The organism is Pantoea nemavictus (assembly GCF_037479095.1).
In the GTDB taxonomy this organism is placed as follows: Bacteria; Pseudomonadota; Gammaproteobacteria; order Enterobacterales; family Enterobacteriaceae; genus Pantoea; species Pantoea nemavictus.
Genome location: NZ_JBBGZW010000001.1, coordinates 4,171,799 through 4,195,119 on the forward strand (window position 1 = coordinate 4,171,799; position 23,321 = coordinate 4,195,119).

General features: G+C 52.9%; 24 protein-coding genes and 1 pseudogene. 11 read left to right on the forward strand and 14 right to left on the reverse strand.

Features of this window, described 5'->3' with window-relative positions; genetic code table 11:
- Nucleotides 1-71: 71 nt before the first annotated feature.
- A complete protein-coding gene (locus tag WH298_RS19240) occupies nucleotides 72-353 on the reverse strand; it encodes a VF530 family protein (protein ID WP_180823610.1) in 282 nt (93 codons plus the stop codon).
- A 136-nt stretch (nucleotides 354-489) separates the two neighbouring features.
- On the opposite strand from WH298_RS19240, the gene WH298_RS19245 reads away from it, so the two are divergent.
- A complete protein-coding gene (locus WH298_RS19245) occupies nucleotides 490-798 on the forward strand; it encodes a hypothetical protein (RefSeq protein ID WP_007888365.1) in 309 nt (102 codons plus the stop codon).
- A gap of 18 nt (nucleotides 799-816) precedes the next feature.
- Here the strand turns inward: WH298_RS19245 and WH298_RS19250 are convergent, their stop codons facing one another.
- Nucleotides 817-1,476 (reverse strand): DUF1345 domain-containing protein, encoded by a 660-nt coding sequence (locus tag WH298_RS19250; protein ID WP_180823611.1) that lies wholly within the window; start codon nucleotides 1,474-1,476, stop codon nucleotides 817-819.
- Nucleotides 1,477-1,720: 244 nt separating this feature from the next.
- On the opposite strand from WH298_RS19250, the gene WH298_RS19255 reads away from it, so the two are divergent.
- The 3 genes from WH298_RS19255 (at nucleotide 1,721) to WH298_RS19265 (ending at nucleotide 3,839) form a co-directional block, all read left to right on the forward strand.
- The gene (locus WH298_RS19255; protein WP_180823612.1) at nucleotides 1,721-2,491 is read left to right on the forward strand and encodes a type IV toxin-antitoxin system AbiEi family antitoxin; all 771 of its coding nucleotides are present in this window, start codon (nucleotides 1,721-1,723) and stop codon (nucleotides 2,489-2,491) included.
- Nucleotides 2,488-3,387, forward strand: coding sequence for a nucleotidyl transferase AbiEii/AbiGii toxin family protein (locus WH298_RS19260; protein ID WP_180823613.1), 900 nt, complete (start codon nucleotides 2,488-2,490; stop codon nucleotides 3,385-3,387). Before WH298_RS19255 ends, WH298_RS19260 begins: the two co-directional genes overlap by 4 nt.
- A gap of 170 nt (nucleotides 3,388-3,557) precedes the next feature.
- On the forward strand, nucleotides 3,558-3,839 hold the full coding sequence (locus tag WH298_RS19265; RefSeq protein WP_049853491.1) for a hypothetical protein: 282 nt from the start codon (nucleotides 3,558-3,560) through the stop codon (nucleotides 3,837-3,839).
- Between the two features lie 125 nt (nucleotides 3,840-3,964).
- On the opposite strand, the gene WH298_RS19270 is transcribed toward WH298_RS19265, so the two are convergent.
- The 10 genes and pseudogenes from WH298_RS19270 to WH298_RS19315 form a co-directional block, all read right to left on the reverse strand.
- Nucleotides 3,965-4,165: a hypothetical protein gene (locus tag WH298_RS19270; RefSeq protein WP_180823614.1), complete on the reverse strand. Its 201-nt coding sequence runs from the start codon at nucleotides 4,163-4,165 to the stop codon at nucleotides 3,965-3,967.
- Between the two features lie 88 nt (nucleotides 4,166-4,253).
- Nucleotides 4,254-4,736, reverse strand: coding sequence for a MarR family winged helix-turn-helix transcriptional regulator (locus tag WH298_RS19275; protein WP_049853489.1), 483 nt, complete (start codon nucleotides 4,734-4,736; stop codon nucleotides 4,254-4,256).
- Nucleotides 4,737-5,080: 344 nt separating this feature from the next.
- Nucleotides 5,081-5,368: pseudogene (locus WH298_RS19280) on the reverse strand (helix-turn-helix domain-containing protein); the annotation flags it as partial.
- A 517-nt stretch (nucleotides 5,369-5,885) separates the two neighbouring features.
- Entirely contained in the window at nucleotides 5,886-6,095 is a 210-nt protein-coding gene (locus WH298_RS19285) for a glycine zipper 2TM domain-containing protein (protein WP_007888377.1), read from the reverse strand.
- 201 nt (nucleotides 6,096-6,296) lie between these two features.
- Nucleotides 6,297-7,028, reverse strand: a complete 732-nt coding sequence (locus WH298_RS19290) for a YoaK family protein (RefSeq protein ID WP_036620629.1) — start codon at nucleotides 7,026-7,028, stop codon at nucleotides 6,297-6,299.
- Nucleotides 7,029-7,202: 174 nt separating this feature from the next.
- Complete coding sequence (locus WH298_RS19295) at nucleotides 7,203-8,063, reverse strand: DeoR/GlpR family DNA-binding transcription regulator (protein ID WP_007888381.1); 861 nt, start codon at nucleotides 8,061-8,063, stop codon at nucleotides 7,203-7,205.
- Nucleotides 8,064-8,222: 159 nt separating this feature from the next.
- Nucleotides 8,223-9,170, reverse strand: coding sequence for a D-ribose ABC transporter substrate-binding protein (locus WH298_RS19300; RefSeq protein ID WP_007888383.1), 948 nt, complete (start codon nucleotides 9,168-9,170; stop codon nucleotides 8,223-8,225).
- Between the two features lie 72 nt (nucleotides 9,171-9,242).
- Nucleotides 9,243-10,298, reverse strand: a complete 1,056-nt coding sequence (locus WH298_RS19305) for an ABC transporter permease (protein ID WP_180823615.1) — start codon at nucleotides 10,296-10,298, stop codon at nucleotides 9,243-9,245.
- Between the two features lie 22 nt (nucleotides 10,299-10,320).
- Nucleotides 10,321-11,859, reverse strand: coding sequence for a sugar ABC transporter ATP-binding protein (locus tag WH298_RS19310; RefSeq protein ID WP_180823616.1), 1,539 nt, complete (start codon nucleotides 11,857-11,859; stop codon nucleotides 10,321-10,323).
- Nucleotides 11,856-12,509: a DUF2291 domain-containing protein gene (locus WH298_RS19315; RefSeq protein ID WP_180823617.1), complete on the reverse strand. Its 654-nt coding sequence runs from the start codon at nucleotides 12,507-12,509 to the stop codon at nucleotides 11,856-11,858. The genes WH298_RS19310 and WH298_RS19315 overlap by 4 nt, the downstream gene beginning before the upstream one ends.
- A 424-nt stretch (nucleotides 12,510-12,933) precedes the next feature.
- Between WH298_RS19315 and WH298_RS19320 the strand changes: the two genes are divergently transcribed.
- The 6 genes from WH298_RS19320 (at nucleotide 12,934) to WH298_RS19345 (ending at nucleotide 19,850) form a co-directional block, all read left to right on the forward strand.
- Entirely contained in the window at nucleotides 12,934-14,481 is a 1,548-nt protein-coding gene (locus WH298_RS19320) for an FGGY family carbohydrate kinase (protein ID WP_180823618.1), read from the forward strand.
- A 10-nt stretch (nucleotides 14,482-14,491) separates the two neighbouring features.
- Entirely contained in the window at nucleotides 14,492-16,018 is a 1,527-nt protein-coding gene (locus tag WH298_RS19325) for a glycerol-3-phosphate dehydrogenase (RefSeq protein WP_180823619.1), read from the forward strand.
- A 10-nt stretch (nucleotides 16,019-16,028) separates the two neighbouring features.
- A complete protein-coding gene (locus WH298_RS19330) occupies nucleotides 16,029-16,967 on the forward strand; it encodes a sugar phosphate isomerase/epimerase family protein (RefSeq protein ID WP_180823620.1) in 939 nt (312 codons plus the stop codon).
- Between the two features lie 174 nt (nucleotides 16,968-17,141).
- Nucleotides 17,142-18,095 carry a sugar-binding transcriptional regulator gene (locus tag WH298_RS19335; RefSeq protein ID WP_180823621.1) on the forward strand — a complete coding sequence of 318 codons (954 nt, stop codon included), beginning with the start codon at nucleotides 17,142-17,144 and terminating at the stop codon, nucleotides 18,093-18,095.
- 170 nt (nucleotides 18,096-18,265) lie between these two features.
- Nucleotides 18,266-18,613, forward strand: coding sequence for a helix-turn-helix domain-containing protein (locus WH298_RS19340; protein ID WP_180823622.1), 348 nt, complete (start codon nucleotides 18,266-18,268; stop codon nucleotides 18,611-18,613).
- Nucleotides 18,603-19,850 carry a type II toxin-antitoxin system HipA family toxin gene (locus tag WH298_RS19345; protein WP_180823623.1) on the forward strand — a complete coding sequence of 416 codons (1,248 nt, stop codon included), beginning with the start codon at nucleotides 18,603-18,605 and terminating at the stop codon, nucleotides 19,848-19,850. The genes WH298_RS19340 and WH298_RS19345 overlap by 11 nt, the downstream gene beginning before the upstream one ends.
- A 24-nt stretch (nucleotides 19,851-19,874) precedes the next feature.
- On the opposite strand, the gene WH298_RS19350 is transcribed toward WH298_RS19345, so the two are convergent.
- Both WH298_RS19350 and WH298_RS19355 read right to left on the reverse strand, forming a co-directional pair.
- Nucleotides 19,875-20,615, reverse strand: coding sequence for a DeoR/GlpR family DNA-binding transcription regulator (locus WH298_RS19350; RefSeq protein WP_180823624.1), 741 nt, complete (start codon nucleotides 20,613-20,615; stop codon nucleotides 19,875-19,877).
- Between the two features lie 42 nt (nucleotides 20,616-20,657).
- The gene (locus WH298_RS19355; protein ID WP_180823625.1) at nucleotides 20,658-21,920 is read right to left on the reverse strand and encodes a DUF1479 domain-containing protein; all 1,263 of its coding nucleotides are present in this window, start codon (nucleotides 21,918-21,920) and stop codon (nucleotides 20,658-20,660) included.
- 367 nt (nucleotides 21,921-22,287) lie between these two features.
- On the opposite strand from WH298_RS19355, the gene WH298_RS19360 reads away from it, so the two are divergent.
- Nucleotides 22,288-23,316, forward strand: coding sequence for a substrate-binding domain-containing protein (locus tag WH298_RS19360; RefSeq protein ID WP_180823626.1), 1,029 nt, complete (start codon nucleotides 22,288-22,290; stop codon nucleotides 23,314-23,316).
- The last annotated feature ends 5 nt before the right edge of the window (nucleotides 23,317-23,321 follow it).

Below are 23,321 nucleotides of genomic sequence, written 5' to 3' on the forward strand. Positions count from 1 at the left end.
GAATTCTGGAAAAAGCGCAGGGGGATTATTACTGAGATTTCACGTAGCGTTGGCGGGATTGTCGCCTGAAATTACTTGTCGCGACCCATCGTCCAGGGATTGGGCTCGGCATCATCGCTTTTATTAGCGGCGAAATCGTTCAGTGAATCCAGGTACAGCGCTTCCACTTCAGCGCGTGCCCACGGCGTGCGGCGCAAAAATTTCAGGCTTGATTTAACGCTGGGATCGCTTTTAAAGCAGTTGATATTAATCAGCTTAGCCAGTGCAGCCCAGCCATAATGGGCGACCAGCGCATTGATTTGCATCTCAAGCGTTACGCCGTGCAACGGGTCTTTAGAACGATGATCGTTCATAGAAATTCCTTAAAAATGGTGACGGGGAAGGTTACAAGAAAGCCAGGCTAGCGGCAATGGGGCGATCTTCATTGCCGGTAATTCCACCTCAATGCTGTACACTTGTGGCTGCGAATTCACTAATGGACGATACGCTATGAACGACAAGAAAATGATTTCCATCGATCAATTCAATCTCAATGAACGCGTGGCGGTAGAAGAGGTGATGCGCGGATTGGTAGAGAAGTATCGCCAGCGCACCGGCAAAGAGCCGGACGCCAAAAAAGAGAAAGAGTTCACGGCAGAAGCCCGGCAACAGGTTATGACCACGAAACTGGCAAAAGAGAAAGCCATCGCGGAAAAAGCCAAAAAAACGCCGACCCGCCGCAAGAAACCGGAATCGTTGAAAGAGAGCGAAGTCAGCGATTTCAACTGGAAAGCGTCAGTGATTAAAGGTCGCCGTTAATCCGCTGCTGTTGCTGGCTCAACTCAGCAATCCGGCACCCACGTTTACCGATAACCCCAATATCGCCAGATTGAAGATAAACGAGATGACCGATTGCAACAGCGTAATTTTGCGCATTTCCGTGGTGCCAGTAGCAACATCCGCTGTTTGCGACGCGACGGCGATGGTGAAGGCGAAGTAGATAAAATCCCAGTAGTCGGGATCGTCAGGCTTTTCCGGGAAGATCATCGGCGTGACGTCTTTGCTGCGATGCAGATAGTGATGATGGGCATAGTGCATTGCAAAGGAACTGGGCAGTAATGCCCATGACACAATCAGCGTCATCGCCGTCAGCAGTAAATGCAGCGCGCGCGGCGTTCCCGTGAGAGTGTGCAGGGATGAAAGCTCACTCAGAATCGCGACGATACTGATCATACAAGCAAAAATCACCATGCCTAACACCAAAGCGGCGCTTTGGTCCTGTATTTTGGCAATGCGCTGAATATCTTTCCCCTCGGTGCGCAACATGCGAAACCAGATAAAAAACAGATATAACCACGCCAAAGCATTCCAGCCAATTAACATGCGCTGCATCATGCCTAACTGCGCCGGAAGTGCAAAATAACAAATGACGCCAGCAATAATTGAAATCAGTAGCCGCAAACGGGCGAACAGGTGAGTGGTTAATGAAGCGCTCATGCAGGTCATCGTTCTGAAATGGTTGATGATGTTAACTGTAGCTGAAGGCGCACCTTAGGGAGTGGCGGGCGAGATTTAAATGAATGACGGCGCTCCAGCGCTATATGCCAACCTAGCCTTACCACAAACCAATTCCCAATGAATAGTTTAAATAAATTTTCTAAAGGGTACCTTTAGTACCTTAATAATTATATTTTCAAACCAAAAATTTGCTATGGTTTGAAAAATAATCTATAAAAGTATTATGACTACCCTAAAACCATCAAAATTAAACCATCTGTTGAGCACCATTCCTGCTGGAGTGGTGCTTACCTCCGCGTGGCTGATAGAGCAGGGATACAGCCTGGAGTTGCAGAAGCAGTACCGTAAAAGCCAGTGGTTTCAGTCAATTGGAACGGGCGCGGTGATACGCAAGGGCGACAGAGTTGACTACCTTGGCGGACTCTATGCTCTACAGTCACAGCTGGGAATGGCAATCCATCCTGCTGCCAAAACGGCACTTGCTCTCCAGGGCAAATCACATTATCTAGGCCTGAATGAAAATCGCGTGATGCTTTTCGGTCCGCCTGGGGAGAAGCTGCCCAAATGGTATGAGAGTTATGACTGGAGTATGCAAATAGACTGCAAGTCGTCGGGTTTTCTACCTCCGAACCTCGGACTGATTGAGATGGAGCATAAGTCATTCAAAGTAAGGGTATCGAGCCCGGCTCGAGCCATTATGGAATGCCTTTATCTGGCACCCGATCACCAGCCGTTGATGGAAGTCTTCGAGCTGATGGAGGGCTTAAATAATTTGCGGCCACTCACCGTGCAAAAGCTGCTTGAAAGCTGCACGTCGATAAAAGTAAAAAGGCTCTTCCTCTATATGGCAGAAAAAGCCGGTCATGACTGGTTCAGCTTTCTGAAAACCGAAAATATTAACCTGGGAAGTGGTAAAAGAGTCATCGTTCCAGGCGGTAGTTTGAGTAATAAATATCAGATAACCATTCCAAAGGAACTGGAGTCAGGCCAATGAAGGATACCTACAGAAAACAAGTCCAGCTGCTGCTGGATGTGCTGCCGGAAGTCGCTAAAGAAGCGTGCTTTGCGATGCATGGCGGCACCGCGATCAATTTGTTCTACCGTGACATGCCAAGGCTTTCGGTTGATATCGACCTTACCTATGTACCTATTGTCGAACGTGCTGAAAGTCTGGCAGGTATAAATCAGGCATTGCAACGCGTACAGAGAAACATTCAGGTACTGAGAGGCAGCATACAAGTTCAGCACCGGGCAGATGTCTGCAAATTGCAGGTGACAGAAAATGATGTGCTGATCAAACTTGAGGTCAACATGGTTGGCAGGGGGCTGATCGCCGAGCCAGTGAAAATGCCATTGTGCGAACTGGCACAGGAGACATTTGACGCTTTCTGTTCGATCCGGGTGGTATCAAAATCCCAGCTTTACGGCGGTAAGCTCTGTGCGGCACTCGATAGACAGCATCCGCGCGATTTATTTGACGTAAAACTGATGCTTGAAAGCGAAGGCTTCAATGATGAGATAAAACGCGGTCTTATTTATGGCTTGGCCAGCAGCACGCGACCAATGCATGAAATGTTGGATCCTCATTTGCAGGATCAACGCAGTGCCTTTGAAAACCAGTTTATAGGCATGAGTAATATTCCATTTAGCTATGTAGATTATGAACATACGAGAGACGAGCTCATCAGGATAATACGCAAGAGTCTGACACCTGAAGACAAATCATTTCTTCTGCGTTTCAATCGTCTGGAACCTGACTGGACGCTTTATAACTTCCAGGATTTCCCATCAGTGAAATGGAAACTGTTTAACCTGGAAAGTTTCCAGAAGAAAAAACCGGCAGAATGGCAGGCTCATATCGATAAACTGGAAGTGGCATTCAGGCTATAAATAGCGTATTTCCTGCACCAGGCGGCAACCGCCGCACGTCGCAGCGGATTCAGTTTTACAAAACAATATTTTTCTCTTAACCTGACCAACGCATGTTGATTTTGCGAGACAGAACAACACCATTGCTAACGCGCTCATGCCTGGGAAACAGTGACAATACAGAGATCTTGATGAATAGAAGTTACGATGAACTGATGAAAGACAGAATGATTGGCGAGGCTCTTCTGGCGCTTTTAGAAGATGGCATTGCGATATCGCCTGTGGCACTCATTGCAAAACTCGAGTTTATGGCGGAAACAGAAGAAGAAAGTTACAAGAAGGCGGCCTGTCAATACGCGTTGACGGAGATAAGAAGCCATAGCGTCAGGACAAACAAGTTGAGTATTGAGCGGGATTTCGGTGATGCTACGTTTAGTCATCAAAACTATGCTCGGGATGATAAAAAGCACTGATTTAAGGCTCTGCTTTAACTCATATGCCAACGCTTTTGTTGATTGTAATACCAATTCAGTGAACAGCAGGAATAGGGCAAAGGGCACACCTCGTGAGGTATCGACGCATTGCTCAACGCCTTTTATTAGCTCATCTTTTCCGCGATTTTGCCCATGGCGTCAACATAACCACTTTTGAGCTGAATCGGCGCTTGTTCTTCATGATGTTTCAAAAGCGCGGTGATCAGGTCAATTTGCAAAGGTTGATCGGATTTAAGCAAGCATGAGACTGCATGACCTATTACCGCATGAATGTCATCCATATTTTCTGATTTATCAAATGACATAAAAACTCCTGAGTTCATTAGCTGATAAAATTACAGCCTGTTCCAAAATAGTTAGGTGAATGAATGACTTCCCTATGCTCAAAGCCCGTCAGGGGAGTGCCCTAATAAGTTTTTTACGCAACTCGGCAACTCTCACGGTCAAATCCGCCAGTTCCTCATAAGGTGTATCCATCACTGACACCATGTCGGCGGGAACGCCGGCAGCCTCAATTTTCAATTGTTGACCCTGCGCGGTAACAGAAATCAGTACTCTGCGCTCATCGCGTCCCACATCTCGCGTTCTGCAGATCACGCCGCTCTGCTCAAGCCGTTTTAACAATTGGCTGAGTGTTCCTGAATCGAGCTGAACGCGTGCGCCTAGATCTGAAACCGTGACATTATCTTTTTCCCACAGCGCGAGCATCACCAGATATTGGGGATATGTCAGGCCAAGGGGCTTTAGTCTTGATTGATAAAGTTTAGTCATCGCAAGGGATGCGGAATAAAGTGCAAAGCACAGAAACTGATCGACGGTAACCGGTGCTTCATTTTCTGGGCCTGTACAGCACACTTCATCGTTTAACTCTTTCATATCACCACTAATTCTCGACCGGGGCAGCTCCCGTAGAAACCACGAAGATCCCCAGCACTCTGATTACGTATCACTCTTTTTACGACAGGCACAAAGGAAAACAGACGATAAAAGCCTTCCCATTGGCGCCAAGTATATTGACATAAATTAGATTGAAGTCAATTTAAATCGGAAGGGGCTTTTGGCGTGGATTAGGGTTATTAATCAGGTATTTACCATGGTTTGCTTTAATTTCATGTTGTCTGACTGAGAGGATGTCCGGCTGAAAAATCCGTATGGCGTTGAGCGTGCCGCGTTCAGAGTTTGGTGGCGGCATAATATCTCAAACGGAACGGTGTAAAACCGTGACGCGGCTGGAGCGTTTTTGCGGCAAGTGTGGGCGCGAAACCGACGTAATTTTCGCGTAGCAGCGTCAGTATCTGGCAGCGCAATGCATCACCAATCCGGTGCGTGCCAGGTTTACCGCGACGCGCATTCGTCAGCCCGGCAGCGCCGGACTCGCGATAGCGATTCATCAGCCGCTGAATCTGACGTTCAGTAAGCTGTAACTGTGAAGCAGCATCACAACGACGCAGGCGTTTTTCGATAACAGCCTGAATCACGGGAAGACGGTGAAGTTCTTTGTTCGACATGGTCACCAGCATCAGCAGAGATCTGCCAGAAAAGGTGGCAAACGCGCCGTATCTGGGTGACATTATGAACTAGCTAAAAAGTGACATTATCAAATAGCACCTACAATCTAAGTGCGCATAATCATGATTATGTTAAATGAGATATGCCAATGCGCACTCAGGCCCAACAAACCTTACCTCCTGCCCTTAACGACGCCTGCCAACTTTCGCCGCGCTGAAAAATAGATTGAATAAATTCGGCTCGATAAGTGTTTACTCTTCATACGCCGAACCATCGCTGGGTAAAGGACAATTCAGAACTTTTAGCGTGTTATTTATGACAAAGAAGTTAACGCTCGTCTAATCTCGGCCAGTAATGCGCGCCCTGCTTCGCCGATCTCGTTGGATTTGGCGTGTTTGTATTTTTAGTCTGGATTTTGGGTAATCAAAATAACCGGGGGATGTTCAAAGGCAGGTAATAATCAGAACTCTGATTCGCTGCCGCTAAATAAGGCAGCGAATCTCAATGGCAAGAAAATTAACGGCTCACTTCATGTCCGATTAAGCCACCAATCGCCGCGCCGCCCAGCGTGCCGAAGGTGCTGCCGCCGGTTAATACCGCACCGCCTACGGCACCGACACCGGCACCAATCGCGGTGTTTCTGCCACGATGAGACATGCCGCAAGCGGTCACCGAAAACATCACCAACATAACCATAGCAATTTTACAGCTGCGTTTTAAAAGCATACAAAGCCTCACTGCCATTATTTTATGGCATGCAAAAGTGTTTATTTGATTGTTGTTAAAATACCCAATCTGTTGTGACTGGCACTGCTCGTCGGCGTGAATTTAAGGGGTTTTCAGACGCTGCGGAAGGTAAAAATTCCTATTTGAAGCTGGCACTAGCAAAGCGGCTTAAGCGGAGCCGCTTTGCTCTTCATCACCAGGTTATGCCGCCGTGCGCTTTACCCGCACCACCGTTCTCACCATCGCCAGCGTGGCGACTATCAACAGAATGGCACCAACCATCGCCATGGCTTTAAAGCCGAGATGTTTGAACATCATCAAACCGACAATCCCACCGATCAGGAAGGAGAAAATGGTGGTCAGATGCGTCCACAGCTGGCGCTTCTGCCCGGATACGTTTTTCGACGGATCGCGACGAAACAGCGCCGCTATGACCGAAGCCAGAGAAATCCCGGCATCGGTTAAGGTGCCGGTAATATGGGTTGAGCGTACGCGGCCATTGGATAATTGCGTTGATGTTGAATTATGTATGCCCATCAGGAAGCCCAGAATGACAATAACTTCGCGATTATTGGCCGATGAATAAAAGAACATTTCAAACAGCGATAATAATATTAATGCCAGCCCTTCCACCCAGAGAATCTGGCAGAAAATAATCCGGTTGCCATTGGCCAATCCGCTAATCACCACCATTCTGGCGGTGACCGCGCCACAAACAAAAGCAAACAGAATGGTAGCTAAAAAGGTGATGTCGCGGAAATTAACGTTCGACACTTCACTGGATAATTGTGAGGTATTGCCTGACATGTGTGAGGGGAAAAAACCAAATGCCCCGAGGGCGATCGCATTGAGCACTCCAGCGGCGGTGGCTAACCACATCGCCAGATTGCGATCCTCATCATGCGTGCGCGTACGTTTAAGTTTAATCAGCATCAGATACCCCATCATTCTGAAATTTGGCCGAATAGTAAACGTAGAGCAAATTGGCAATATAATGACCAGGAAACCCCTGAATAATTAACAAGAGTGTTAAAGAAACTAAAAAAAGCAATTAAGTCTCGATATATTTAAATAAATGTAAAGAGACGCAGCGTGATAATGCATTGCTTACGATGGAACGTGGCTGGCTATTTTCATCGGTGCTACTACGACGTTGACGCCCAAATCCTGCATACGGCGCAGAATCGGAACTGGCGTGCCCTGATTGACAATCACCACGTCGAATTCACTGAGATGCGCAAAGCGGTGCAGCGCCCGACGTTCAAACTTTGTGTCATCCATCATCAAAATGCGTTTCTGCGCCGCATCAAACATCGCACGTTTGGTTTCTACCGTCTCAGCGGACTGATGGAACACCGCGTCGTCGATAATCGCCGACATGCTGACGAAAAACACGTCGGCGCGCAGGCTGGCAATCTCTTCGCGCGTCATGCGGCCCATAAAGGCATTGCACCAGTGATAAAACTGTCCGCCCAGTCCCATTAAGGTGATATCACGGCCGTTGCGCAGCTCGTTCATTAAGGTTAGCGAGTTGGTGATCACCGTCAGCGGCGCACGTGCGGCCAGCAGCCGCGCCATCTGCAATACGGTGGTGGAATCATCAAGAAAAATGGCCTGGCCCGGCTCCAGATAGGTCGCGGCCACATCGGCAATGGCCTGCTTCTCTTCCAGCTGGCGCGTGGCACGATAAATATCACTGGATTCGACGAGGCTGGTTGGCGTGGCTGAAACCACGCCGCGAGATTTATGCAGCAGCCCACGCTCCACCATCTCATCGATATCCCGGTGTGCGGTCATCAAACTGATGCCGAAGCGATCGGTAATATCTTCGATGCGAATCGCCCCTTCAGCCATTACCGCTTCAGCGATCAATTGGCGACGCGCCAGCTGGCGTGCCTGACGGCTATCGCTGGGGAGGGTTTCGGCCATAAAAACGCCAAGGGAAGAGTCCTGCGGGTTGTGCGCCATATTTCATCCGGTGTGAAGCGAAAAGCGGGTTCGGCACTTATTACAGCGTTTAAACAAGGTTTTGGCAAATGACGACAGGTAATGATGATCGCACGTACCGTAGCGGCGCAATTTATTGCGCGATGAATCGCGCCGCTACAGGACTGTGCGCTCTGTAACTTACTGCTTCAACACAAACGGCGAGGCGAAGTTGCCGGCGTTCTCTTTGGTGATCAGGATGCAGTCAAAAAGCTGCTTCTCGGATGCGGCACCGGTTTTACCGGTTTTCAGGAAACTGTCCGCCTGCTCTACCGCTTTCTGCGCGAACTGTGCCACCGGCTGCATCACGGTGTAGGCTAGCGTGCCGGCTTTCACGGCGTCAACCGCATCAGGCGATCCGTCAAAGCCGCCAACTTTAATCTGATTCAGCTTGCCCGCCTCTTTCAGTGCAGCAATGGCGCCCAGCGCCATCTCGTCGTTGCCGCTGATCACGCCTTTAATGTTGGGATTGGCCTGCAGCAGCGACTGCATCTTATTGAAGCCTTGGGTACGATCCCAGTTGGCCACTTCCTGGCCGACTTTTTTCAGGGTCGGGTATTGCGTCAACACGGTATCAAAACCGTTGGCGCGGGTGGCGGCATTGTTATCCGATGGCGGGCCAACCAGCTCAACATAGTTCGCGGTATCGCCCACCTGCTTCACCCACTCCATCGCGCCGACCGCGGCGCCCTGGGCGTTATTCGAGACCAGCTGCGCTTTGGCGAGGCCGCTCTGATTAAGCTCGGCGTTTATGATAAACACGGGAATATTGGCGGCGATGGCTTTTTTCACCGATCCGACCGATCCATCGGCGTTAGCCGGGTCGAGAATAATCGCTTTGGATTTGTTGGTGATCGCCGTATCAATCAATTGGCTTTCGGTGTTGGTGTCACCTTTGTGTGCGCTCACTTTGGCGCTGTAGCCGAGCTTTTCAGCGGCCTTTTGCGCCACCTGACCTTCTGTCAGCCAGTAAGGGTTAGAGGGATCGTTAACGATGATGGTCATTAAGCCGTTGTCGGCCCAGGTGGGTGCCGCAAAGGTGGTAATGGCCATCGCCGCAGCAGCGATGAAGAGACGTTTTGTGAACATAGTAGGTGCTCCGTTATTATTGGGGTACAGGTTTTACGGATATCCGCACGCTGCTGAAGCAGCGCGCGTGAATTAGCGAGCGCGCCGCCCGTATTGCAAGGTATTGAGCAATACCGCCAGCACGATCACGGCACCAGTGAACACCGTCTGCCAGTAAGCAGAGACGCCGATAATCACCAGGCCATCAGAGAGAAAACCAATCACGAACGCGCCAAGCAGCGTGCCGCGCACGTTACCGCGTCCACCGGTTAAGGCCGCGCCACCAATCACCACGGCGGCAATTGCCGTTAGCTCATAGGTGGTACCCGCCGTTGGCCCTGCCGAGGTGAGCTGGGAAGAGAGCACCAGCCCGGCTAATGCGGCGCAAACGCCGGACAACACGTATACGCTGATCTTGATGCGCTTCACCGGCACGCCCGACAGATCGGCAGCACGTTCATTGCCGCCAGAAGCGTAGAGCCAGCGACCAAATGCCGAGCGGCTGAGCAGGAAGCCACAGGCCAGCGCCACCGCGCCGAGTACCAGCACGCCGACCGGGATATTGAAGATGCGGTTGAAGCCAAGCCAGTCGAAACCGGTATTGCCTAACGCTTCGCTGCCAGAGAGTTTATTGTAAGTCAGGCCGTTGGTGATCAGCAGCGCAATACCGCGCGCCACGTACATGGTGCCGAGCGTAGCGACGAACGCCGGGACGCGGAACCAGGCAATCAGTACGCCGTTGACTAAGCCCACCAGCGCGCCCACCACCAGCGTCAAAATCGCTACCGCCCACACTGGCAGATAAAGCACCACGCCGAGCGCCTCCAGATTGATGCCCTGCATCATAAATCCGGCCATCACGCCCGCCAGACCGAGCGTTGATCCCACCGAGAGATCGATGCCGCCGTTCAGGATCACCAACAGCATGCCAATCGCCGGCAAGCCGAAGATCGCCACGTGTGACGCCATGGTAAGAAAGTTGGCGCCGGTAAAGTAGTTAGGCGACAGGAAGGAGAAAGTCGCGATAATCACCAGCAGCGCGATAAAGGCACGCCCTTCCAGTAGCAGGTGCGCCACGTTGAGCTGTTTATCACGCTTTTTTGCTGCGGCCACCGGCGGCGAAGCCAGCGTTTGTGTTCTGTCACTCATCTGTTTTGCTCCGTTTTTCATGTCATGCCACCAGAGACTCGCCTGAAGCGGCCATAATGCGTTCTTTGCTGACTGACGCATCGAAGATGGCGGAGATGCGCCCTTTGCTCATCACCACAATGCGATGCGCAATACTCAGGCACTCGCCCACTTCCGACGTGGTATACACCACCGCCAGCCCTTTTTTGGCGTTCTCCGCCAGCAGGCGAAACACTTCCGCTTTAGCGCCGATATCGATGCCGCGACTCGGTTCATCCAGCAAAATCACCTTAGGACGGGTGGCGAGCATCTTGCCGATCACCACTTTTTGCTGATTACCGCCAGAGAGCGACCCAATCGCCGCTTCGCCGCCGGCGGTTTTCACCGTGACATTGCGAATGCTGTCGTTAACCAGCTGCTTTTCACGACTTCTCGACAGCACCAGGCCGCGCACAAAGTCGCCGATGCTGGCGAGCGACAGGTTCTCGCCCACCGACATGGTTTGCACCAGGCCGTCGCGCTGCCGATCTTCCGGCACCAGCGCCAGCCCGATTTGAATGCGTTGTGAAATGGTCAGTGCGGAAATATCGGTATCCTGCAGCAGAATCTGCCCGCTGTTTTGCGGCAGACGTCCGGCGATGCACTCCAGCAGCTCGGTGCGTCCGGCGCCCATCAGGCCATAAATGCAGACGATCTCACCGGCCCGTACCGCCAGGGACAGGTTGTCCACCAGCCGGATGCCGGTTTTACTCTTCAGCGTGAGATCTTTTACTGTCAACGCCGGTTGGCCGAACTCATAACCCTGCGGCGGCGAGCCAAGATCAAAATGGTCGCCCACCATATTGCGCACGATCCATTCGAGGTCGATCTCATCGCGTTTGGCATACGCCGTCATCGCGCCGTCACGCAGCACCACCGCGCGGTCGGTAATCTCCAGCGCTTCTTCCAGGTGGTGCGAGATATAGACAATCGCCACGCCCTGGCTGGTTAAATCGCGAATCACCTGGAACAGTACCGCTACCTCTACCGCGCTCAGCGCCGACGTCGGTTCATCCATGATTAAAATCTGTGAGTTCACCGATAGCGCGCGGGCAATTTCGACAATCTGCTGCTGACCGAGACGCAGGTTTTCTACCGGCGTAAGCGGATCGATCTCCTCTTCCAGCGCCGCCATCAGGTGCGCCGTCACGCGCGCCTCTTCGGCGTAATCGACGCCGCCTGGCTTCATGATTTCGCGCCCCATAAAGATGTTGTCGCGCACGTTCATATTGGGCGCGAGGTTGAGCTCTTGATGGATAATCGAGATGCCGCAGTCACGCGCTTCAGTGGCGGATCGAAACGTCTTCTCTTCGCCGTGTAGTAGAATTTCCCCGGTTGTTGGCGTAATCACACCAGACAAAATTTTCATCAGCGTCGATTTACCCGCGCCGTTTTCACCAAACAGCGTGGTCACTTCGCCACGACGAATCTCGAAATTGACGCCCTTCAGCGCGTGCGTGGAGCCGTAAATTTTGCTGATGTTGCGCGCCTGCAGGATCACCTCGCCTTTTAGCAAGGCAGGATTAACATTGAACGGTTTCATTTCACCTCCATGCTTACCGGCGTCACCATCCAGTTTTTCGCGTTGAGCAGACGGAACACGCCGACTACCTGCACGGTTTTCCCCGGCAGCGCGTCGCGATCCAGCGGGTCGAGCACGGCGGTTTTCATTGCGCGATTAATGGCTGAACCGGCATTTTGATACTCGATTTGGTTAGTGAAATCGCCGAACTGAATCTTGCCGCTCGCGTCACGCAGATCGGTGCCGGTAATCGCCGGACCGGTTTGCAGTCGCACCTGCATATCCCCCGCTAATCCGTCGATTTTCAGCGGAAAAATGCCCATCTGACCCGCCAGCACTACGCCTTGCAGTTTTACCGAGAACACCGGCAGCGGCGCGCCTACGCCATATTTCTGCACTGCGTCCTGCTGATTAGCCTGTAGCGCATCGGCCAGGGTTTTCGCGTCTACGGCACGTGACTGCACATCCTGCTGAATGGTTGGGAAGGTTTTCTGACCGTAGCTGTCGGGTGAAAAGCCCTGCTCTTGCGCGTCATCAGCGGAGCCAATTTTCACCACTTTGGTGTCGAGCGCCATCGCACTGATAACGGCGATCACCACAATGCCTATCGCCGCGTAGCGCTTAACCCGCTTACGGGCAATCTGTTGAGCCAGTATCGAGACATCGGACATAACGTGACCTCTCAAGCTATCAGCTGCGATAATCGCGCCGATAATGTTATAAATGTGATAACTTGTGTGATGAGGATTGTGCTGATGTGACTAAATTGTCAACAGCTGACGCGCAATTTTTTCAGGAGAGCGATCTGGATCGCTTAATTGATGTCGGTCGCATCAAAAACCGCTATTTCCGCGCTTTGCATGGCTTTTCTACCTGATATTTTATTTTCACTTACTCGCCTATATCGCTCATTTCGTGATCGACTTCGCTTTCTCATGTGAAATTTATTCGTTTTTTAGAAAAATAATACAATCGATATGTTATCTCAGTGGGAACTGGTGTAAGACATTATTTAGCAAAATCATCACAGACCGTTAACACCTTGCGGGGTGATTAACGGCGATGAACTGAACTCTTCTTCTCTCGGAGGTGTACGTGGATAGTGGCGATATCATTCTGGGTCTGGATTCCGGCACCTCGGTAGTGAAAGCGGTGGCGTTTGATCTGGATGGCACGCAGCTGGCATGCGCATCGGTACGAAACAGCTATTACCGCAGTGAAGGCGGCGCAGCGCAGCAGTCGATGACGCAAACCTGGCAGGATGCGGTGACGGCGATACGCAAACTGGGCGATCGGGTGGAAAATCTGGCGGCGCGCGTGGTCGCTGTCGCGGTGACCGCCCAGGGCGACGGCAGCTGGCTGGTGGGTGCGAATAATCAGCCGGTTGGCGATGCGTGGATTTGGCTGGACGCACGCGCGGCACCGACGGTAGAGAGACTGAATCAGCAGCCATTAGCCGCCGCACGCTTTAGCGCCACCGGCACCGGACTCAATACCTGCCAGCAGGGATCGCAGCTGGCGCATATGGATCGCTTCTACCCCGAGCTACTGGCAAACAGCGAAGTGGCGCTGCACTGCAAAGATTGGCTGTATCTCAATCTCACCGGCATTCGCGCCACCGATCCTTCAGAGGCCAGCTTTACCTTTGGCAACTTCCGCCACCAGCGCTATGACGATCAGGTGATAGCCGCACTGGGACTTGAGCATCGTCGCACGCTGCTGCCAGACATTATCGAGGGTACGCAAACCACGCATCCACTCACCGCCGCAGCCGCACAGGCCACCGGTTTACGCGCCGGCACACCGATCTGCCTTGGCTATGTCGATATGGCGATGACAGCACTCGGCGCGGGCGTGCATACCGGTGAAGCCAATACCGCCTGCTCGATTGTCGGTTCCACCGGCGTGCATCTGCGCAGCGTCACCATCGATGAGGTGTGGCTTAATCCGGCGCAAACCGGCTATGTGATTCCGCTGCCGTGGCCGGGTTATGTCACTCAGGTGCAAACCAATATGGCGTCCACGCTTAATCTCGATTGGCTGTTAAACCTCGCCAGCGAGCTGCTGAACAGTTTTGGCTGCGAAATCGATCACGCGCGTTTAGTCGGACATATCGATCGCTGGCTCAACGCCGCGAAGCCCGGCAGCCTGCTCTATCACCCCTATATTTCGATTGCCGGTGAGCGTGGACCCTTTGTGAATGCCGAGGCGCGCGCCAGTTTTACCGGACTGAGTTACACCCACAACTTTGGCGATCTGGTGCGTGCGGTGATCGAAGGTATCGGCATGGCGGCCCGCGATTGCTATCAGGCAATGGGCAGCCTGCCGGGCGAAATTCGCTTAACCGGCGGTGCGGTGCGTTCACAGCCGCTACGGCAGATCCTTTCGGCCTGTATTGGCGCACCGGTGCGTATCAGCCAGCGCGAAGAAGCTGGCGCGGCGGGTGCCGCCATGATGGCGGCGGTGGCGATTGGGGCTTACCCATCGATGGAGAGCTGCGTCAAAACCTGGGTGATGCCGTTACTCGATGCGCCCGAAGCGCCCTCGGCCGATTTGCAGCAGCGTTATAACCAGCTTTTCCCCACTTATCAGCAGATGCGTAACGATCTTCCTGCCGCCTGGCACGCGCTAAAACAGTTTTAAGGAGTAAATCATGAGTGAACACATGCTGGATCTATTTGTGATTGGCGGCGGTATCAACGGGGCAGGTATTGCGCGCGATGCCGCCGGACGCGGTTTAACGGTGATGATGTGCGAGAAAGATGACCTCGCGCAGGGCACCTCATCGCGCTCTGGCAAGCTGGTGCACGGCGGGCTGCGTTATCTTGAATATTATGAGTTTCGGCTGGTGCGCGAGGCGCTGATTGAGCGGGAAGTTTTGCTTAACGCGGCACCGCACATTATCTGGCCGATGCGCTTTGTTTTGCCGCACAGCCCCAGCGATCGCCCGGCGTGGCTGGTGCGCCTTGGGCTGTTTCTCTATGACCACCTTGGCGGGCGCCAGAAATTACCGGGCACGCGTTCGCTGGATTTACACCGCGATCCGGAAGGTGCGCCGCTGCTGGATAGCTATCAAAAAGGTTTCGAATACTCCGATTGCTGGGTGGACGACGCACGTCTGGTGACGCTGAATGCGCTGGATGCCGCCGAGCGCGGTGCCACCATTCTGCCGCGCACGCGCTGTATCGCAGCCACACGGCATCACGGCAAGTGGGAGATCACGCTACAGGATGCCAGCGGCGCGTCACACACCGTGTTTGCCAAAGTGCTGGTTAATGCCGCTGGGCCGTGGGTGCTGGATATCGTCAATCAGGTCACCCACACCAAAAGCAACCGCAATGTGCGCCTGGTGAAAGGCTCGCACATTATCGTGCCGAAATTCTGGGAAGGTCAGCAGGCTTACCTGGTGCAGAACACGGATAAACGGGTGATATTCATTAACCCGTATGAAGGCGACAAAGCGCTGATCGGCACCACCGATATTCCGTGGCAAGGCAAAGCGGAAGCGGTTACCGCTGACGACAGCGAGCAGCAATATCTCATCGATGTGGTCAATCGCTACTTCAAGGTAAAACTGCGCGCCAGCGATGTGATCACGCGCTTCTCCGGCGTACGTCCGCTGTTTGATGATGGCAAAGGCAACCCGTCGGCCGTCACGCGTGATTATGTATTCGACCTCGACGATCAGCAAAACGCCCCGCTGCTGCATGTGTTTGGCGGCAAGATCACCACCTTCCGTAAGCTGGCCGAGCACGCGATACAGAAGCTGGCACCCTTCTTCCCTAACATGGGCGCCGACTGGACGCGCGCCGCCACCTTGCCGGGCGGCGATATGCCCAATGCCGATTTCGATAGTTTCTTAGAGCAGATAAAGGCGCTCTGGCCGTGGCTGCCACAGCCGCTGCGTAAGCATTATGCGCGGTTGTACGGCACGCGTATCGATAAGTTGATCGGTCATGCCAATGCGCTGAGCGATCTGGGGCGTCACTTTGGTGGGCAACTGTTTGAGGCCGAGGTGCGCTATCTGGTGGAAAACGAGTGGGCGCAACAGCCGGAAGATGTGTTGTGGCGCCGCACCAAACATCAGTTGCACCTGGATGACGCACAGCAGCAAGCCTTCACGCAGTGGTTCAACGCGACCTTCATTGCCGCCGCGCCGCTGCGGGCACACGCTGGATAAGAGGTGAACCATGCCGTTAACGCTATCACTGAATACCAACCCGCTGGTGAACCGCTTTGCCGATCCGCAGGATTTGATCGCTACCGTGGCGCAGCAGATTCGCATCCGTGATCTGCAGCTCACGCATGAGTTCATCAATCCCGGCTGGCCTGCCGCCACCATCACCCGCATGACACGGCGTATGCAGCAGGCGCTACGCGCTACTGGCGTGCGCGTGACCTCGGGAATGACCGGGCCGTATGGCCGGCTTAACCATTTTGGCCACCCTGATGTTGAAGTGCGCCGCTATTACGTCAACTGGTTCAAAACCTTCGCCGATATCACCGCCGAACTGGGCGGTGACGCGGTGGGGTCGCAGTTTGCCATCTTTACCCAGCAGGATTTTAACCATGTTGCACGCCGCGAAGCGCTGATTGATATCGCCATTGAGTGCTGGGCTGAGGTGGCTGAGCATGCCAAAGCCGCCGGTTTGAAATATCTGTTCTGGGAGCCAATGAGTATTGGACGCGAGTTTGGTGAAACCATTCCGGCCTGTTTAGCGCTGCAACAGCGCCTGAGCGCGCACGCTTTCGCGCTGCCAATGTGGATGATGGCGGACATCGATCACGGTGATGTGACCTCCGCCGACCCGCGCGACTTCGATCCCTACGCATGGGCGGAAGCGGTGCCGCGTTACTCGCCGATCATTCACATTAAGCAGAGCATGCTGGATAAAGGCGGACACAGACCTTTTACATTGCAGTACAATGCCGGCGGCCGCATTCAACCGCAGCCGCTGTTGGACGCGCTGGCGCGCGGCGGCGCGCAGGATAATGAAATCTGTCTTGAATTGAGCTTCAAAGAGCGCGAGCCGACGGACAGCAAGGTGGTGGCAGAGATTGCCGAGAGCGTCGCCTTCTGGGCGGAGCATATTGATACCGGGGTGCAGGATCTGCATTTAGCGGAGTGATGGGATGTGCGCACTGATGTGCGCGCTGTCCCTCATCCCAACCTTCTCCCGCCAGCGGGAGAAGGAGCCAATCGAGCAGGCCGCAGCAGACAGTTCCCTCTCCCGCGGCGGGAGAGGGTTAGGGTGAGGGGAAAACGCACATCACCCAACCATAACCAACCACAGGCACACATGATGAAAACGGCTTCAACCTCGACTGAACGCGACGAATCTCTGGCCCTGCGTGCCGCCTGGCTGCACTACGTCGGCGGTTTGACGCAGGCTGAGGTGGCGAAACGGCTCGGCCTGCCGTCGGTGAAAACCCATCGCATGATTGCGCGCATGGTGGCAGAAGGCGCGGTAAAAGTATCGATTGATGGCGATATCGTCGCCTGCGTGGCGTTAGAAGATCGACTGCGCGCGCAGTTCGGCTTGAACTTCTGCCGCGTCGCGCCCGACCTCGGCGAGGAGGGCTTGCCGGTGCGCGCATTAGGCATGGCGGGCGCGGATTACCTGCGTAACCTGCTTACGTCATCCCCCTCCACCACCCTGGGTCTCGGACATGGCCGCACCCTTTCCGCTGCCATCCATCAGCTGCCGCGCATCGACGCACCGCATATGCGTTTTGTCTCGCTGCTCGGTTGTTTAACCCGCAACTACGCACTGAATCCGCATGATGTAATGCATCGCATCGCCGAGAAAACCGGTGCGCAGGCCTACATGATGCCGGTCCCTTTTTTCGCCAATACGCAGGAAGATCGTGACGTTTTGCTGGCGCAGCGCGGCGTAAGTGAAGTGTTTGCCATGGCGGCGCAGAGTGAAGTCAAACTGGTTGGCATCGGGACGGTGGAACCTGCCGCTCAGCTGGTGGAAGCCGGTATGATTGATGAAGCCGAGATCAATGACATCTCCTCTTCCGGCGCGGTGGGTGAATTACTGGGGCATTTCTTTGATGCTAAAGGACAGATGATCCACAACAGCCTGACGGCGCGCACCCTATCGGTGGAGCTGGATCTGGCACATCGCGCTGAGATTGTTGCGCTAGCCGGCGGTGCCAGCAAATTCGCAGCGATTCGCGCGGTGCTGGCCAGCGGATTGGTTACCGGTTTGATTACTGATGAAATGACGGCGCAGGCGCTGGTTCCGTAATTTTAACCTCAATGTTTGCTGTACAGTACATATAAGGCCTATACGTACTGTACAGAGAACAACACCTATTAATATGATCTTTCTCAAGATGGATTAGAATCTCTCATCCGATTATAATGTTCTATATGTAGTACATATAATGGCTATTTGTATTATGTATGGAGCAAATCATGACTTTTGTCGGATCCCCCCCCTCTCGATATGCTCAGGAAGCCATTGCGTTATTGGCTTCTCTGATTCGTGCTGAACGTATTGAAAAACAGATCCCTGCCGCAGAATTGGCAGAAAGAGCCGGAATTTCTCGGGGAACGTTATATCGCGTTGAGCAAGGCGATGTTAAATGCCAGATAGGCACCTATTTTGAGATTGCGGCCATTTTGGGTATTCCTCTTTTTGATACAGAGGTGAGTTTGCCATCATTGGTCAGTCATCGTAATCGTGTGGAGGAGAAGCTAAAGCTATTACCAAAACACACCAGTAAAACAAAGAGCACCAGGAAGGTGAAAGATGACTTCTGAACAGCATTTTAGAGAAGCTTACGTATGGATATGGTTGCCGGGTGAGACTCATCCGGTGGTAGCGGGAAGACTAGAAACTGAGGGAGATACTCTACTTTTCAACTATGGTCGCAGTTACCTGCAACGAGAAAATCGTATTCCGCTTAATCCGAACGAACTTCCTTTGCGTACGGGGATTATTCCTCCTTTGAATGGTCTGAAAATTGCGGGTTGTATTCGAGATAGCGCACCTGACGCTTGGGGCCGTCGTGTCATCATCAACCGTCGCATGGGACGAAAAGGTGCCAATGTTGATACCGGAATGCTTGATGAGCTGACCTACCTGATGGAGTCCGGTTCAGATCGCATCGGTGCTTTGGATTTCCAGCATTCCGCAACGGACTATATTCCAAGAGCCGCTGAAAATGTGAGCCTTCCTGAATTACTTGAGTCAGCTGATCGGGTTGAAAAAGGTGTGCCGTTGACACCAGAACTGGATCAAGCGTTGTTTCATGGCACGTCGATTGGCGGCGCACGCCCTAAAGCGTTAATCGAAGCTGATGGAAAAAAATATATCGCTAAATTTTCAGCCAGTGCCGATATATGGAATGTGGTAAAAGGCGAATTTCTTGCAATGCGGCTTGCATATTTCGCAGGCTTAAATGTCGCGCCGGTGAAACTTGTTAAGGCTAGCGGGCGCGATGTGATCATGATTGAGCGCTTTGACCGTGAGTACCTGTCCGATGGATGGACACGCAAAGTTATGCTCTCCGCTCTGACTTTGTTTGAACTCGACGATATGCTCGCGCGTTATGCCAGTTATGAGACGTTAGCTGAAATAATTCGTCAGCGCTTCGCATCACCCAATGAGACATTGTTAGAACTGTATAAGCGGCTCTGCTTCAATATTCTCTGCGGCAACACCGATGATCATGCGCGAAATCACGCTGCGTTTTGGGATGGTAACTCCTTTAGTCTGACGCCAGCTTATGATATTTGCCCGCAGGGCCGAGCAGGTAATGAAGCTTCGCAGGCGATGCTCATCAGCGGCAATAATAATTTAAGCCGCATGACCAGTTGTCTGAGCGCGGCCCATCATTTTGCGTTGAGTCGCACTGATGCGCATGAGCAATTCATGATGATGAAAACGTCGATCGAAAGCCACTGGCGCACCGTATGTGACGAAGCGGAACTGAACCAGGTTGACCGCGCAAGTCTATGGGGCAGGCAATTTATCAATCCGTTTTCACTTGAATGACACACGAAATGATGGGGTCGTCAGTTAAACCAAATTAAGCGCCACACCCTGCGCGCGCAGCGCCTTTTGATAGGCGGCATCCAGTTCGGTATCGGTGATAAGCGTGTTAAACGGCTGCGTCGGGGCCAGCGCAAACGGGTGGATTTGACCAAATTTCGATGAATCAGTCAGCGCGATGGTGTGCGTCGGCTTTTCCATAATGGCATTCACCACGTCACAGCGCAGCATGTCGCGACCGGTAAAGCCGGTGACACTATCCCAGCCATCAATGCCGATAAACGCCTTGTGGAAATTCAGATGTTGAATACATAAACGCGTCAGCGGCCCCACCACCGATTCGCTGCTTTTTTGAAAAAGACCGCCGAGGATAATCACATCGCCGCCCTTTTCACGCAGCAATCCGGCGATGTAGTGGCTCACGGTGATGATGGTGATATCGCTGCGATCGCTCAGTTCGCGTGCCAGCAACGCATTGGTGCTGCCGCCTTCAATGAACACCGTTTCACCGCTGTTCACCAACGACGCAGCGTGCCCTGCCAGACGCTTCTTCACCGCAAAGCGGGTCTGCATGCGCGCGCCCACATCATCGCTTTCTGCCGCCACGGCAGACCCGTGCACGCGGCGCAGAAAGCCGCCTTTCTCCAATAGATTGAGGTCCTGACGCACGGTCACTTCCGAAACGCCGGTGGTTTGCGCCAGCTCATTGACACTGACGCTGCCGCGTTCACTAACCAACTGGATAATTTGCTGATGACGTGCGTTCATAACACCCGCTACTGAAAGATTTTTGCCAAGCTTACCAGAAATTTAGCGCAATCCCAGACTGCGGCGCCCATTGGCATTCAGTGCATTGAGCGTGAAACGATCGCGCCACTGGGTTTCATAATCCTCCTGCGGAAAATCACCTGGCGAAGCCCCGCTGGCCAGCGCCTGTGCCACTTTGCTGGCGTAGGCGGCGTTTTTCTCACACAGCGGCGCAGCGGGAATGTACATCACATTGCCCCAGCCTTGCTGATCGTCAACCGGCGCCACCGAATGGATCACGTCACAATGCCACCACACCGAATCGCCGGCTTGCAGCGCGGGAATCGAGCATAACCCCTCAATCAACTCAGGATGCCACTGCGCGGAAACCGGCAACACTTTACCCGGCGCAACGCCGCACAGCTCATCCTCCGGCACATCCTTCAGCAGCGGACGCAGCAGCAAATAGGCCATCGCTTCTGGCACCGGCACCACATGCAACAGGCCCTGCCCAATCTGCATATCTGACAGCGCGGTCCAGCCCTGGAAGGTGCGGAATGCCGAGCATTTGGTGGTGGTGCCAGATTGGTATTCATTCACTTCGGTGCGGTGTGCGGCATCCCATGGATCGTATTGATCAAACTGGTGGGTGAAGATTTTGCTGAACACCTGCTGATAAGCCGGCAGCAGCCAACGCTCCAGCGCGCCGGAATCGGTATGTGCGCCGAGCCCCTTCGAGGTGGTGCCAGGCAAACGGCGGCGAATGCGATCGGGATAGATAATGCTGACGTCTGGCTCGAACCAGCGTGTACCGCGCGACTCAAACTTCCACAGGCGATTGAGAAAGGATTGTGTCTGCGCCATGGCGTCACTTTGGCGCGCTGACATTTGTGCCTCGCTCCAGTAAATCGGATAGATTTCCGGGCGTGAAGCCTCAAGATTACCGAAGAAGTTATCACCTGGGCCTTTATAGACGTTGTCGAAATCGTTGTCATCGAGGTACTTGAGCATCGATTCATCCCACGCCAATGCCTGATCGCGGCTGAAGGTCTGTTTGACCACTACACAACCGCGCCGACGAATATGATCCTTCACCTCTTCGCTGATACGCCCGGCAGCGATATCTTCCTGGCTAATCTGCGGCCAGGCTGAACCGTATTGCGCTTCTTCTGCACGCGCTGCCGCTATTTCGCTGACGATTTTCGCTCTGACTTGTTCAAACAGCCCTTCTACATCGCCGATCTGCTCTCTGAGCACTTTTTTCATCAGGCGAACGTTTTGTTTGAAATCATCAGGTTGTTGCAATGAAGTGAACGTTGTATTCATTTGCTGCTCCGATTTGTTGGCTTAACTGCTTCATTCGAAACTTAATTAAGCTTCATTCATAACAAATGAGCAGCACTTAACAATCACGCAACCTCAAAATATCGATGACGGTCACATTAAAAAGATTGAATGGGTTTCATATGAAAGTTTTGGTTTAAGCCGGGAGCAATGGGCGATTAGTGAACGCAATCACAACTACGAAACAATTCATTAACCATAAATTGATCTTTCCCGTGCCAGCTTTTATACCTTGTGAAAATTATTTAACGCGTTAGAAATAATTTTCAAGTTCGCCCCGGCTCGTTTTTCCGCGTTTTGTTGTCACGGCTGAGCCATACACATTCAGCGTCAGTTCCGGGGAAAAAACATGAAAAAAATCACCGCACTTCTCGCCAGTTTATGCTTAGCGAGCAGTTTAACCAACACCGTAAGCGCCGCCGATGACGCGCCTCAATTTCGCTGTAAGCCCGGCGAAACCTACTACATGAACGTGATGGTAACCGGTGTTGAATACTGGTTCCCGGTGTATGAAATGTTTAAACAGGCTGCGCATCAGCTCGGTTGTAAAACCGTTTACGGTGGAACGCCGGCTTATGACGTTAACCAACAGCTCTCCAGCTTTGAGCAGATCCTGGCGCAAAAACCCGCCGGCATCTTTCTGCATCCAATGAATCCCGATCCCTTTATTGAGCCGATTAATCGTGCCGCCGAAATGGGTATTCCGGTCGTTACCTTCGCCGCCGATTCGCCTAACAGCAAACGCGTGGCTTATATCACCTCAGACAACTTCCGCGAAGGGAAAGCTGCCGCTGATGAACTCGGCAAGGCGATGGGCAAAGGCGCCGAGTTTGCGGTGCTGGAAAACCCGGGTCAGGATAATCACGATCGCCGCGTTAGCGCCTTTATCAATGAAATGAAAACCGCCTTCCCGGATAGCAAACTGGTCGCGCGCGCCGCCACCAATCAGGATCCTTCTAAGGCCTATAACGCCGTACTCTCGATGCTGCAGGCCAATCCCAACCTGAAGGGTATCTTTATGCCGGAAGCCAGTTCGGCGATTGGTGCCGCTCAGGCGGTCGCGGAAAATGGCGGCAAAGTGAAAGTGATGACCGTTGATGTTAACGCCAAGGTGCTGGATATGATCAAAAGCGGCGAGGTGTTTGGCGCCATCAACCCGAATCAGGGCATTCAGGGTTACATGGGCTTTATGACGCTTTTCCTCGCCGCCCATCCTGAACTGATCGATCCCATGAATGATGCCAAACGCACCGGCACCAATCCCTTCGCCTTCCCGATCCTCGATAACGGCTACGCGGTGGTGACAAAAGACAATGCCGACGATTTCCGCTGGGATGCCTATCTGAAACGCCGTGGTACCAAAGGCATCAACGAGTAAAGGTG